This is a genomic window from Amycolatopsis eburnea, assembly GCF_003937945.1.
Taxonomy (GTDB): Bacteria; Actinomycetota; Actinomycetes; order Mycobacteriales; family Pseudonocardiaceae; genus Amycolatopsis; species Amycolatopsis eburnea.
Genome location: NZ_RSEC01000046.1, coordinates 339,834 through 352,765 on the forward strand (window position 1 = coordinate 339,834; position 12,932 = coordinate 352,765).

The window sequence follows — 12,932 nt, forward strand, 5'->3', positions numbered from 1 at the left end:
GGGGGTATGAGCGAGGAGATCGACACCGTCCTGGCCGCGGTCGGGCCGCGGTTGCGGGCCCTGCGGCGGCAGCGCGGCGCCACCCTGGCCGCCGTCTCGGCCGAAACCGGGATCTCGGAAAGCACCCTGTCCCGGCTGGAAAGCGGGCAGCGGCGGCCGAACCTGGAGCTGCTGCTGCCGCTGTCACGCGCCTACGACGTCCCGCTCGACGACCTCGTCGGCGCCCCGCGCACCGGCGACCCGCGCGTCCACCTGCACCCGGTGCACCGCTACGGCATGACGTTCGTGCCGCTCACCCGCCGCCCCGGCGGGATGCACGCGTACAAGATGCTCATCCCGGCCGGCGGCCCCGCCGAGCCCACGCCGCAGACGCACAGCGGCTACGAATGGCTCTACGTCCTCAACGGGACGCTGCGGCTGGTCGTCGGCGACCGCGACCTGACCCTGCCACCAGGCGAAGCCGCCGAGTTCGACACGACGGAGCCGCACTGGCTGGGGTCGGCCGACGGCCGCGCCGTGGAACTGGTCATCCTGTTCGGGCTGCAGGGCGAGCGCGTCCACGTCCGGTCGCGCGACGGCGATCAGCCGTAGACGGCCCGGTAGCCCGCGAACCGCTCGTCGACTTCTTCGGGCGTCAGGCCGAAGTCCGCCAAGCTGTACCGGTGCACGGGTTTCCGTTCCCCGGTGCGGCTCCGCTCGTGGACGGCGGTCATCGCCGCCCGCGCCTCGTCCGTCAGCTCCAGTCCGAAGTGGTCGTACACAGTGGACACCGTGCCGACCGGGTCGGCGACGAAGTCCTCGTAGGCCACGTCGCAGAACTGCGCCGGGTCGTACCGGCCGCGCGCGTGCAGGAACTCGTCGGCACCGCGGGCCCACAGGTCGAGCTGCCCGCGGCCGATCACCTCACCGCGGAACTTGGTGGACCAGCCGTCCGCCGCTTTCTCGGCGAGGCTGCACATCGAGCCCATGATCGTCCGCGGTGCCCGGTGCGTCTGGATCACCAGCGCGTCCGGGTAGTTCGCCATCAGCGCGTCGAGGGCGAAGAGGTGGCTCGGGTTCTTGAGCACCCACCGCTTGCCCGCGTCCGGCAGCCCGATCAGCTGCAGGTTGCGCCGGTGCCGGGCGTAGGCGTCGGTCCAATCCTGCTTCGCCAGCCAGCGCGAGTACCGCGGCACGTGCGCGAGGCATTCGAACGACACCGAGCGCATCGACTGGCGCAGCAGCTGCCAGCACTCCTCGACCTGGTCGGCGGACATGTGGTGCACGCCCATGAACTCCGGGTGCTCGACGTGGTGGCGTTCGTACCCGGCCTGAATCCCTTGGAAGATCGGGTTGTCCGCCCACGTCTCCCGTGGCGGCCGCGGCTGCGGGACCTCCGCGAGCCACACCTCGAGGCCCTGGTGCGCCGGGTCCTCGACGAGCAGCCGGTGCAGCGCGGTCGTCCCGGTGCGGGGCAGGCCGGTCACGAAGATCGGCCGTTCGACGCGGACGTCCGCGTGTGCCGGGTGCTGCTTCCACGACGCCTCGCTGAGCAGCCGCGCCACCAGCGCGCCGCGCAGCATCGCCCGGTGCACCTTGTTGCCGAACGGCGTGAGGTCCTCGTCGGCCTCGTACGCCTCCAGCAGCACGCTCAGGCCCTCGACGTGCTCGCCGCTGCCGAAGTCGTCGAGGCCGGTCAGCTTCGACGCCGAAGCGTGCAGGTCCTCGACGGTGCCGACGTCTTCGCGGCCGGGGAGCATCGAACCTCCTAGTGGTGGTACTCGCCGCCGTTGACGTCGAGGCACTGCCCGGTGATCGCGCGCGCCATCGGCGAGGCGAGGAACACCACCGCGTCGGCGATCTCGTCCGGCTCCGGCAGCTTGCGCAGGTCTATTGTGGACGCCGTTTCGGCGTACACCTCTTCGGGCGTGATACCGCGTTCCTTGGCCAGGTAACCGAAGTACCACTTGAGGTTCGGCGCCCAGATGTAGCCGGGGGCGACGGTGTTGACGCGGATCCCGTCCGGCCCGAGTTCGCTCGCGAGGCTCTGCGACAGCGACAGCAGCGCCGACTTCGCCATCTTGTACGCGCCGAACGTGCGCCGGGAATGCCGCAGCACGGCGGAGTTGATCATCACCAGCGAGCCCTTGCTCTCCTTGAGCGCGGGCAGGAACAACCGCGTCAGCCGCAGCACCGAGATGCCGGCCGTTTCGAACCCGGCCCGGACGGCGTCGAGGTCCACTGTGGCCAGATCGGTCAACGGTGGAACGGCGAAGGCGTTGTGCACCACGGCGTCCACGCGCCCGAACGCTTCCAGTGCTTCGTTCACCAGGTTCTCGGCGGAGTCCGCGTCGTCGATGTCGGTCCGGATCGCGACGGCGCGGCGCCCGAGGTCGGTGACCTCCTTGGCGACCTCGGTGAGCCGGGACTCGGTGCGCGCGGCGAGCACGACATCCGCGCCCGCCGCCGCGCTCCGCACGGCGATCGACCGGCCGAGCCCCGGCCCGATGCCGGAGACGACGACCACCTTGCCCTGCAGCAGATCCGGCATCCTCACCCCAGCATCCGGGCGGCGACGGCGTCCTGCCGGGCCGCGATCCGCGCCGCCCACTCGGCCGGCGTCACGCGTGCTTCCCGGTGGTAGGGCAGCCGGTCCGGCAGCTCGTCCACCTTGACGACCTCGACGACCGGGCCGTCCTCCGGGCCGAGGTCGCGCGCCAGCCGCTGCCAGCGGATCTGGACGTACCCCCGGTCGTGCCCGGTGCGCTCCAGCCAGTTCGCCAGGCCGGGGTCGCGTTCGCTGATCACGAACCGGATCTTGCCGTCCGGGTCGACGCGCGCCTGGTCCGCGGTGAGGCTCGTCTGGTGGTTGATGTAGTCGAGCGAGACGTACCAGAGGCTGCCGAGCTGGATGCCCTGGTAGGGCGCGTCCGCGCAGCGCGGCACGGTGACGATCATCGCCTCTTCCTCGCCAAGGTCGTAGTGCCCGGCCGAGGAGAACTGCGTGGTCAGCCCGCCCGGCGTCGACCGCGGCTCGGTCATCGTGTTGACCGGCAGGTTGTCGTAGAACCACTTCGGGAACGCGAGGAACGTCTTCAGGCGGCTCAGCAGGATCTTGCCGGTGACGCCGTAGCGCTTGGCCAGCGCGGAGCGGTCCGGCACCGGCGGCGCCTGGCCGGCCGTGTCGACGCACTGGATGCGGATCTCGCCGCGCTTCTCGGTCGCCCAGTCGCTGTGGACCTCGCGCACGACGAGCATCGACGAGCCCTCGCCGAGCACGAAGTAGTTCGGTCCCGGGTTCTCGCGAGCCGGCCCGAAGCGCAGCTCGAACCGGCCGTCTTCGCCGATTTCGATGGCCCGGTCGTCGAACGCCGCGAGGCTGTCGGGCACCACCACCGGCGAGTAGTCGCCGTTGAGGATCTGGAAGCTCAGGTCGGCGGTGGTCCCGCGGACGCCGGTGACGAGGTACTCGCGGTCGGGGCGGATGTTCGCGTTGAAGTACAGCGTGTCCGGGTTGTCGAGGCCCATCTTCGTGTACGGCCCGGTGGACGCGGTGAAGTACGGGAAGTCGCGCTGGTAGGCCCAGGCCATCTGCAGCGACGCGCGGATGCTGCCGGCGAGGTAGTCGAGCCCCTCCAGCAGGCCCTGCTCGGTCTGCGCCGGCGGGGCCTCCGCGATCAGCTTCTCGGCCTCGACGATCGCGTCGGCGAACGGCCGGGTCAACGAGAACTCGTTCTCGATCATGCCGGCACGGCCCAGCGGTTGGCGAGCAGCCGGAAGCCCGGGTTGCCCTCCCAGGAGAGCATCGACTCGTAGGTCCGGACGTACCCGATGTGCGACATCCGCCAGGCGCCGTCGGCGTCCCGGCGGTAGGTGTCCTCGTAGAAGGCGGCGCCCTCGATGATCACCTTGTGGTCGGGGACGATGACCTTGTCGGTGAACGACCACCGCCCGGTCGCGGTGTCGCCGTCGACCTCGATCTCGGGCTGACCTGCGTGGTGGACGGTGATGATGCCGTTGCCGAGGCTCGTGGTGAGGAACTCGAGGATGGCGTCGCGTCCCTCGAACTTCTTCCCGTCCCCGCCGACGGCGTGCGTCCCGTAGTCGGCCGTGGCGTCGACGGTGAAGGTGTCGGCCACCTCGTCCCACAGCTTGAGGTCCACCCCGCGCAGGTACCGGTACTTCAGCCGCTTGATCTCTTCGAGTACGACCAGGTCCATGCTCACAGGGTCTCGCACCGCTTGACCAATGACAAGAACATGTTCTACTTTTTTCCGGTGTCCGTGGCCTACGAACTGTCCCACCTGGCGGCGCTCGAAGCGGAGGCCGTGCACGTCTTCCGCGAGGTCGCGGCGACCTTCGAACGCCCGGTGCTGCTCTTTTCCGGTGGCAAGGACTCGGTGGTGATGCTGCACGCCGCCGCGAAGGCGTTCTGGCCGGCGCCGCTGCCCTTCCCCGTGCTGCACGTCGACACCGGCCACAACTTCGACGAGGTCATCCGGTTCCGGGACGAGACCGTCGCCGCGCTGAACCTGCGCCTTCTGGTCGCGAGTGTGCAGGACGACATCGACGCCGGCCGCGTCGTCGAGGAGACCGGCCCGGGCGCCAGCCGCAACCGGCTGCAGACCGTCACGCTGCTGCGCGCCATCCGCGAGGGTGGGTTCGACGCCGTGTTCGGCGGGGCCCGCCGCGACGAGGAGAAGGCCCGCGCGAAGGAACGCGTCTTCAGCTTCCGCGACGAGCACGGCCAGTGGGATCCGCGGGCCCAGCGGCCGGAGCTGTGGAACCTCTACAACGGGCGACACCGGCGCGGCGAGCACATCCGCGTCTTCCCGCTGTCGAACTGGACCGAGCTGGACATCTGGCAGTACATCCGGGACGAGCGGATCGCCTTGCCGCCGTTGTACTACGCGCACCGGCGCCCGGTCGTCCAGCGCGACGGCATGCTGCTGGCGGCGACCCGGTTTCTGTCCCTTGTGGACGGCGAGAAACCGTACGAGGCGACCGTGCGCTTCCGGACGGTCGGCGACGCCACCTGCACCGGCTGCGTCGAGTCGTCGGCGGCGACACCGTCCGAAGTGGTCGCCGAAGTGGCCGCCACGCGCGTCACCGAGCGCGGCGCCACGCGCGCCGACGACCGGATTTCCGAAGCAGGCATGGAAGACCGCAAGCGGGAGGGCTACTTCTGATGCAGCTGCTGCGGATCGCCACGGCGGGCAGCGTTGACGACGGGAAGTCCACGTTGATCGGCCGGCTGCTGTTCGACTCGAAGGCGATCTTCACCGACCAGCTCGCCGCCGTCGAACGCGCCAGCCGCGAGCGCGGCGAGGACTACCCGGACCTCGCGCTGCTCACCGACGGCCTGCGCGCCGAGCGCGAGCAGGGCATCACCATCGACGTCGCCCACCGCTACTTCGCCACGCCCAAGCGGAAGTTCATCATCGCCGACACCCCGGGCCACCTGCAGTACACGCGGAACATGGTGACCGGCGCGTCGACGGCCGACCTGGCGCTGATCCTCGTGGACGCGCGCAAGGGCGTGCTGGAGCAGTCGCGGCGGCACGCGTTTTTGGCTTCACTGCTGGGGATCGGGCACCTCGTGGTGTGCGTGAACAAGATGGACCTCGTCGGCTGGTCCCGGGAGCGGTTCGACGAGATCCGCGAGGAGTTCCGCCGGTTCGCGATGAAGCTCGACGTCGCCGACCTGACGTTCGTGCCGGTTTCGGCGCTGCACGGCGACAACGTCGTCCACCGCAGCGCGAGCATGCCGTGGTACGAAGGGACTTCGCTGCTGCACCAGCTCGAAGAGGTGCACGTCGCGTCCGACCGCAACCTGATCGACGCCCGGTTCCCGGTGCAGTACGTGATCCGCCGGCCGGACTTCCGCGGCTACGCGGGCACCATCGCGGGCGGGGTGTTCAAGCCGGGCGACGAGGTTGTGGCGCTGCCGTCGGGGTTCACCTCCCGCGTCCGGGCGGTCTGGGGTCCCGGCGGGACGCCGCTCGCGGAAGCGTTCACCGGGCAGGCGGTGACGGTCGAGCTGACCGACGACCTCGACCTGGGCCGCGGCGCGATGCTGTGCCGCCCGGGCAACCGCGCGGAGTCGGCCCGCGAGGTCGACGCGCTGGTGTGCTGGTTCTCGTCGCGCTCGTCGCTGGCACCCGGCGCTTCCTACGCGGTCCGCCACACGACGACCGAGACGCGGGGCACGGTGGAGCGGCTGGAGTACCGCCTCGACGTGACGACGCTGCACCGCTCCGAGGCGGAGTCGTTGTCCCTGAACGACATCGGCCGCGTCCGGCTGCGCACGCGGGCGCCGCTGCTGTTCGACCCCTACCGCCGCAACCGCGCCACGGGCGGCTTCCTGCTGGTGGACGAGCACACCGGCGACACGGTCGCGGCGGGCATGATCACCGGCGCGGTCGCGTCCCCGGTCGTCTGGCACACCGCGGCGGTCCGCCGCGAGGACCGCCCGACCCGCGGCGCGACGGTGTGGCTCACCGGCCTGTCGGCGTCGGGCAAGTCGTCGGTGGCGGTCGAGCTGGAACGCCGCCTGGTCGCGGCGGGCCGCCCGGCGTACCTGCTGGACGGCGACAACCTGCGCCACGGGCTGAACGCCGGGCTAGGGTTCAGCCCTTCGGACCGCGCCGAGAACGTGCGCCGGGTCGCGGAGGTGGCACGCCTGTTCGCGGACGCGGGCGTGGTGGCGATCGCGTCCCTGATCAGCCCGTACGCTTCGGACCGGGCTCGCGCGCGCGAAGTGCACGCGGACCTGCCGTTCGTGGAGGTCTTCGTGGACACGCCCCTGGAGGTGTGCGAGGCGCGCGACCCGAAGGGGATGTACGCGAAGGCGCGCGCCGGGGAGATCAAGGGGTTCACCGGCATCGACGCGCCGTACGAGCGCCCGGAGTCCCCGGACCTGGTGCTGCACCCGGCCGACGGCGACCCGGCGACCATGGCCGCCGCCGTCCAGGCCCTGCTGGACGACCTCGGCTAACCGGCTTCGAGCACGAAGAACAGGAAGCTCGGGAAGGTGTCGAGGATCGGGAAGTCGTCCGGGAACAGCTCACGCGCGGCCGCCGTGGGCCGGGGTTCGTGGACGACGGCGAGCCGGAACCCCGCCGCGGTGAAGGCGTCGGTCATCGCGTGCAGCGGCTTGTGCCAGAAGGTCATCCGCCCGGTCTGACCGTGCAGCGGGAATTCGTCGGTCCAGGTGTAGTGCGCGAAGTAGTCGGGCCGGGGGCCTTCCTGGCGGTGCGTGAGGTTGACCATGAGCGGGTGGTTGACCGACGCGATCAGCCGTCCTCCGGGCTTGAGCACCCGTTTCAGCTCGCCCAGCGTCGGCGCCCAATCGCGCAGGTAGTGCAGCACGAGCGACGCGGTGACGAGGTCGAACTCGCCGTCGGGGTAGGGCAGCGGTTCGGCGAGGTCGGCGACCCGCAGATCGGCATCGTCCCCGAGCCGCCGCCGGGCCTGCTCGACCATCCCGGCGCTCTGGTCGAACCCGGAAACCACGGCACCCCGCTCCCGCAGCGCGGCGAAGAGCGGCCCGGACCCGCACCCGGCGTCGAGCACCCGCTGCCCGGCCACGTCCCCGGCCAGCGCCAGCGCGGCGGGCCGCTCGTAGTGGGCGTTCATCAGACTGGACTCGTTCTCGGCCGCGTAGGCCTCGGCGAAGCTGTCGTATTGAGCGGTCATGCCTTCATCCTGCCGGAATCACGAAGCCCGAGTCGTAAGCCCGGATCACGGCCTGGGTCCGGTCGCGGGCACCCAGCTTCGCCAGTACGTTGCCCACGTGGGTCTTCACCGTCTGGACGCCCAGGTACAACTGCCCCGCGATCTCCACATTGGACAGTCCGGCGGCCATCAGCCGCAGGACTTCGCGCTCCCGCTCGGTCAGGTTGACGCTCGCCAGCCCGTCCCCGCTCGGCGCGTGCCCCGCGGCCAGGCGGCGGATCGCCGCGGGGAACAGCAGCGACTCCCCCGCCACCACGGTCCGGATCGCCGCCACGATCTCCTCCGGCCGGGCCCGCTTGAGCAGGAACCCGCTGGCCCCGGCGCGCAGGGCGTCGTAGACGTAGTCGTCGTTCTCGAACGTGGTCACCACGATCACCTTCGGCGGGTCCACAGTGGACATGAGGTGCGTCGTGGCGGCGATCCCGTCCACGGCGGGCATCCGCACGTCCATCAGGACGACGTCGGGCCACAGCCGGACGACGAGCCCGGGCACTTCGGCGCCGTCGGTGGCCTCGCCGACGACGGAGAGGCCGGCTTCGCTGTCGACGATCGCCCGTAACCCGGCCCGGATCAGGGGCTCGTCGTCGACCAGCAGCACCCCGACGCTCACCGCCCGCTCCCCCACGGCACCCGCACCACGACCTCCCACCGCTCGTCCACCCGTCCCGCCGACAGCTCGCCGCCCAGCACCGCCGCCCGCTCGGCCATCCCGCGCACCCCGCGACCGCCACCGGCGCGGCCGGACCCGGGCGAAAGCGGGTTCGTCACCCGGGCCACCAGCTCCTGCCCCGCGACCGACACGACCACCGCCACCGGGACCCTACCGGCGTGCCGGACCGCGTTGGTCAGGCATTCCTGCAGGATCCGGTACACCTCGCGGGACACCACCGCCGGCACCGCGGCCAGGTCGCCGTCGATCGAGGCCGTCACGGCGGTGCCCGCCAGCCGGGTCGTCTCCAGCAGCGTCGGCAGCTCGGTCAGCGCCGGGCGCGGCGTGCGGGACGCCGCCTCTTCGCGCAGCAGGCCGAGGACGTGGTCGAGGTCGTCGAGCGCCGTGCGGGCCGAGTCCTCGATCGCGCCCAGCGCGCGCTCGGTGAAGGCCGGGTCGGTGCGCAGCGTCCGCCGGGCCGCGCCCGCCTGGAGCGTGACGACGCTCAGCGCGTGCCCCACCGAGTCGTGCAGTTCCCTGGCCAGGCGGTTGCGCTCGGCGAGCTGCTCGGTCCGGCGTTCCAGCCGGGCGATGCGGTCGGCCGCGCTCATCCCGAGCAGCCCCGTCGCGGCCCGGCGCAGCAGGCCGCCGATCGCCCAGACCGCGTACACCAGCAGCACCCCGCCGAGCACGAACACCGCGGGCAGCCACGCCGACGCCCAGCCCACCGGCACCGTCAGCGCGCCGTCGGTGGTCTCGACGAGCTGCCCGGTGAACACCGCGCTCACCGACAACCCGATCGCGGCCGGCGCGAGCAGGCTGAAGAAGCTGACGACGAACCCGGCCACGACGTGCAGCACGAACATCCCCGCGGCCTGCCGCCGGCCGCGGCGGGTGTGCGGTTTCGCCGGGGCGTCCGGCACCGGGTCGTCCAGCAGCTCGCGGACGGCGGTGGATTCGAGCACGTGCACCGCGGGCAGGAACGCCGTGCCGGCCAGCACCAGCAGCGTGAGCCCGCCGCCGATCACGGTCGCCCGCTCCATCGACGTGACGAACGGCAGCACCGACGGCACTGCGATCGCGGAAAACAGCAGGTAGGGCACGCTGATCGCGCCGCCGAGGACGAGGTAGACCCAGCGGCGGTAGGTCGCCTTGGCCGTCAGGGGGCGGAGAACGCGCACCGGCCGATCTTCGCAGCCCCGGGCGGCGCGCGCCTCCCCCTCGCGATGGACGCGCTAGCGGACCGAAACCCGGGTCTCCGTCCGCGCCGCCGCGAAGCCGTTCACCCACAACGACTGCACCTTCGCGGCCTCGGTCGCGTCCGGGTTCGCGTTCTTGCACGCCGTGCCCGGGCCGTGGCCGGACATCAGCTCGGTGCACGGGCCGCTGTAGTGGTCGGGCAGGCCGAGGTTGTGGCCGAGCTCGTGCGCGGCGATCCGGGTCGGGTCGTAGCCCTCGGCGACCTGGCTGGTGTCGAGGTAGATGTCGCCGCGGCCGTGGCCGTTCGTGTTCGTGTACGAGCCGCCGCTGTGGATCTCGTGGAACTTGATCGTCGCGCTCGTGTTCCGCTTGACCAGCTTCACGTCGGTGACGGCGGCGTTCCAGTTGGCCGCGCCCTGGTCGATCTGGGCGAGGTAGTCCGGCGCGCCCGAGGAGCTGTAGTACAACGTCGTGACGGCGGCCGCCGAGGCTTCGGGGGCGAATCCGAGGGCCAGCGGGGCCACCAGCGCCAGGGCCGCGACCCGGGCGAGCACGCGTGCGTCCATCGTGTCTCCTTCGTCCGATTCAGAGAACACTTCACCGTGGTTCGAGCGATCAGGTTAGAAGTCAACGAACAAGGGTGGCCACGGCCGAAAGTAGTTCCCTCGCGGGAGGGAGCCGGGTCCCGCCGCCGCGTGAGCCGCCCGGGCCCGCCGCCGTGGTCTGCTCTCCGGCGTGGACATCCTGCTGGGCCTGCTGACCCTCCCCCTGTACGCGCTGGTGCTGTGGCCGCTCGTGGTGGCCTCGCGCCGGGTGCTCGGCGTCCGGATCGGCGCCGTGCGGGCGTTGTGCGGCGCCGGCTTCGGCTGGCTCGTCGCGGGCGGGATCGCCCAGGCGTTCCCGGTTTCCCTGCGGCACAACGGCGGCGCGGCGCTCGGCCTGCTGATCCCGTTGGCGGGCAGCGCTTTCCTCGCGACGCTGATCTTCCTCCTGGTCGCCGAGATGGCCCTGCCGAACGGGTTCCGGGTGCGCGCGCTGGGCACCAAGATCGCGCGCGCCCGCCGGTACTCGCAGATCAGCCGGATCGCCATCAAGCACGGGCTCGGCCGCTACCTCGCGGGCCGCCGCGATCCCGATCTCGCCCCGGGGCGGCACGCCAAGCTCGCCCGGTCCCTGCGCCAGGCGCTGGAAGAGGGCGGCGTGACGTTCGTGAAGCTCGGCCAGCTGCTCTCGACCCGCGCGGACCTGCTGCCGCCGGTGTTCGTCGACGAACTCGCGAAGCTGCAGGACAAGGTCGCGCCCGCCCGCGCCGACGCCGTGTGGGCCGTGCTGACCGCCGAGCTCGGCGGCTCGCCCGACGACGTCTTCGCCGAGTTCGACCCCGAACCGCTCGCGGCCGCGTCGGTCGCGCAGGTCTACCGCGCGAAGCTGCGCGGTGGCGAGGAAGTCGTGGTGAAGGTCCAGCGCCCGGGCGTGCGGGAGCAGGCCGAGCGCGACATCGACATCGTCCGGCGCGTCGCCGCGGCCCTCGAGGAACGCGCGGACTGGGCGCGCTCGCTCGGCGTCGCCGACCTGGCCGACGGTTTCGCCGAAGCACTCGCCGAGGAGCTCGACTTCACCATCGAGGCCCGCAACATCGCCGCCGTGGCCGCGACTTCCCACCCCGACGTCGTGCTGCCGACCGTCCACAAAGCACTGTCCACCGAGCGCGTCCTGGTGATGTCCCGGCTGACGGGCAAGCCGTTGGAAGCGGCGCCGCCCGCCGACCGCAAGCGGCTCGCGCGGTCGTTGCTGCGCTGCCTGCTCGATCAGTTGCTGATTGGCGGCGTCTTCCACGCCGACCCGCACCCGGGCAACCTCATGCTGCTCCCCGGCGGCCGCCTGGGCCTGCTCGACTTCGGCTCGGTCGGCCGCCTCGACGCCGGCCTGCGCGGCGGCCTGCAGAACCTGGTGCTGGCGCTGGACCGCGGTGACCCGGCGGCCCTGCGCGACGGGCTGCTGGAGATCGTCGACCGCACCGGCGACATCGACGAACAGCGGCTCGAACGCGCCCTCGGCGCGCTGGTCGCCCGCCACTTCGGCCCCGGCCGCACGCCCGGCATCGACCTGTTCACCGGGCTGTTCCGGGTGGTCGCGGACTTCCGGCTGAGCGTGCCGCCCCCGGTGGCCGCGGTGTTCCGCGCGCTGGCGACGGTGGAGGGCACGCTCGCCGCCCTCGACCCCGGCTTCGACGTGATGGCCGAGTCCCGCGCGTTCGCCGCCGAGCAGGTCGGCGCGGGCCTGCGCCCGGAGCCGCTGCGCCGCACGGCGGTCAACGAGGTGCTGGCGCTGCTCCCGGTGCTGCGCCGCCTCCCCCGCCGCGTCGACCGCATCGGCGCGGCCCTGGAGGAGGGCAGGCTGTCGGTCAACGTCCGCCTGTTCTCGGACGAGCGCGACCGCGACGTGGTGACGGGCCTGGTCCACGAGGTCCTGCTGGCGTTCGTGGGCGCGGCGACCGGGCTGATGGCGGTGTTCCTGCTGACCGGCACCGGCGGGCCCCGGATCCTGCCGGACCTGACGCTGCACCAGGTGTTCGGCTACAACCTGCTCGTGATCAGCGCGCTGGTGGGCCTGCGGCTGCTGTTCGTCGTCTTCCGGCGCTCCGGACGGCGGCCACGATCAGCCCGGTGAGCCCGGCCGCGGACAGCGCCGCACCGCCGAGGACCCACCACCGCACCCCGGTCAGGGTTTCGTCGGCGTACGGGGTTCCCGGCAGGCCCGCGTCGGTGAACGCGTTCGTGCGGGCCAGCGGCGACGGGTGCAGCACGGACCCGGTACCGACCACGAACCCGGTGACCGCGGAAAGCGGGACGACGCCGAGGACGCGCGAATCGCGGGCCCGGCCCCGCTCGTCCCCGAGCACGAACACCGTCCCTTCGTGCAGGCGCGTGAGGTAGGGCGTGGTGGCGTGCGGATCGTGCGCGTACGCGTCCTGGCTGAGGTAGGTCTCGGTGATCGGCTCGCCGTCGACCACGAGCCGCCCGTCGGTGCAGCAGGCGACGACGTCCCCGCCGACCGCGACGACCCGCAGCGCCGACGACCCGGCGGAATCCGCGTGGGCGAACGCGCCGCGGTCGAACACGACCAGGTCCCCACGGTGGACCACCTCGCCGTGGCGGACGCGCACGACGGCCGAATCCCCCGGCTTCACGGTGGGGCTCATCGCCACGCCCGGCACCCGGTAGGACCGGTAGTCGAGGAAGTCCGTGCCCAGGCCGTAGCCGGCGGCCCCGAACCCGAGGAGCAGCACGACGATCCACCCCGCTAGGACCAGGGAAATCCTACGGCGCTTCGGCGGCGCGAGTTCGGTCACGGTGATCTATCGAGC

13 protein-coding genes are annotated in these 12,932 nt (G+C 72.0%); 4 read left to right on the forward strand and 9 right to left on the reverse strand.

Features of this window, described 5'->3' with window-relative positions; genetic code table 11:
* Positions 1–6 precede the first annotated feature (6 nt).
* Entirely contained in the window at positions 7–591 is a 585-nt protein-coding gene (locus EIY87_RS20845) for a helix-turn-helix domain-containing protein (RefSeq protein ID WP_125310695.1), read from the forward strand.
* Here the strand turns inward: EIY87_RS20845 and EIY87_RS20850 are convergent.
* The 4 genes from EIY87_RS20850 to EIY87_RS20865 are packed head-to-tail and all read right to left on the reverse strand — an operon-like array spanning position 582 to position 4,199.
* The gene (locus EIY87_RS20850) at positions 582–1,739 is read right to left on the reverse strand and encodes a sulfotransferase family protein (RefSeq protein WP_125310698.1); all 1,158 of its coding nucleotides are present in this window, start codon (positions 1,737–1,739) and stop codon (positions 582–584) included. The two genes, EIY87_RS20845 and EIY87_RS20850, sit on opposite strands and share 10 nt — an antisense overlap.
* An 8-nt stretch (positions 1,740–1,747) precedes the next feature.
* Positions 1,748–2,530, reverse strand: coding sequence for an SDR family oxidoreductase (locus EIY87_RS20855; protein WP_191984200.1), 783 nt, complete (start codon positions 2,528–2,530; stop codon positions 1,748–1,750).
* Between the two features lie 2 nt (positions 2,531–2,532).
* Positions 2,533–3,723 carry a hypothetical protein gene (locus EIY87_RS20860; protein WP_125310702.1) on the reverse strand — a complete coding sequence of 397 codons (1,191 nt, stop codon included), beginning with the start codon at positions 3,721–3,723 and terminating at the stop codon, positions 2,533–2,535.
* Positions 3,720–4,199, reverse strand: coding sequence for a nuclear transport factor 2 family protein (locus tag EIY87_RS20865; protein WP_163046701.1), 480 nt, complete (start codon positions 4,197–4,199; stop codon positions 3,720–3,722). The genes EIY87_RS20860 and EIY87_RS20865 overlap by 4 nt, the downstream gene beginning before the upstream one ends.
* A gap of 39 nt (positions 4,200–4,238) precedes the next feature.
* Here EIY87_RS20865 and cysD point away from each other — a divergent pair, with 39 nt between their 5' ends.
* Positions 4,239–5,168, forward strand: coding sequence for a sulfate adenylyltransferase subunit CysD (gene cysD / locus EIY87_RS20870; RefSeq protein WP_191984201.1), 930 nt, complete (start codon positions 4,239–4,241; stop codon positions 5,166–5,168).
* Complete coding sequence (gene cysC, locus EIY87_RS20875; protein WP_125310706.1) at positions 5,168–6,976, forward strand: adenylyl-sulfate kinase; 1,809 nt, start codon at positions 5,168–5,170, stop codon at positions 6,974–6,976. Before cysD ends, cysC begins: the two co-directional genes overlap by 1 nt.
* On the opposite strand, the gene EIY87_RS20880 is transcribed toward cysC, so the two are convergent.
* The 4 genes from EIY87_RS20880 to EIY87_RS20895 are packed head-to-tail and all read right to left on the reverse strand — an operon-like array spanning position 6,973 to position 10,131.
* Positions 6,973–7,677: a class I SAM-dependent methyltransferase gene (locus EIY87_RS20880; RefSeq protein WP_125310708.1), complete on the reverse strand. Its 705-nt coding sequence runs from the start codon at positions 7,675–7,677 to the stop codon at positions 6,973–6,975. The two genes, cysC and EIY87_RS20880, sit on opposite strands and share 4 nt — an antisense overlap.
* A 4-nt stretch (positions 7,678–7,681) precedes the next feature.
* Positions 7,682–8,326: a response regulator gene (locus EIY87_RS20885; RefSeq protein ID WP_125310710.1), complete on the reverse strand. Its 645-nt coding sequence runs from the start codon at positions 8,324–8,326 to the stop codon at positions 7,682–7,684.
* Positions 8,323–9,546, reverse strand: coding sequence for a sensor histidine kinase (locus EIY87_RS20890; protein ID WP_125310712.1), 1,224 nt, complete (start codon positions 9,544–9,546; stop codon positions 8,323–8,325). The genes EIY87_RS20885 and EIY87_RS20890 overlap by 4 nt, the downstream gene beginning before the upstream one ends.
* Positions 9,547–9,600: 54 nt before the next feature.
* The gene (locus tag EIY87_RS20895) at positions 9,601–10,131 is read right to left on the reverse strand and encodes a snapalysin family zinc-dependent metalloprotease (protein ID WP_125310714.1); all 531 of its coding nucleotides are present in this window, start codon (positions 10,129–10,131) and stop codon (positions 9,601–9,603) included.
* Positions 10,132–10,300: 169 nt separating this feature from the next.
* On the opposite strand from EIY87_RS20895, the gene EIY87_RS20900 reads away from it, so the two are divergent.
* Positions 10,301–12,235: an ABC1 kinase family protein gene (locus EIY87_RS20900; RefSeq protein ID WP_125310716.1), complete on the forward strand. Its 1,935-nt coding sequence runs from the start codon at positions 10,301–10,303 to the stop codon at positions 12,233–12,235.
* On the opposite strand, the gene lepB is transcribed toward EIY87_RS20900, so the two are convergent.
* Positions 12,159–12,917 carry a signal peptidase I gene (gene lepB / locus EIY87_RS20905; RefSeq protein ID WP_225439959.1) on the reverse strand — a complete coding sequence of 253 codons (759 nt, stop codon included), beginning with the start codon at positions 12,915–12,917 and terminating at the stop codon, positions 12,159–12,161. The genes EIY87_RS20900 and lepB overlap by 77 nt on opposite strands.
* Positions 12,918–12,932 lie beyond the last annotated feature (15 nt).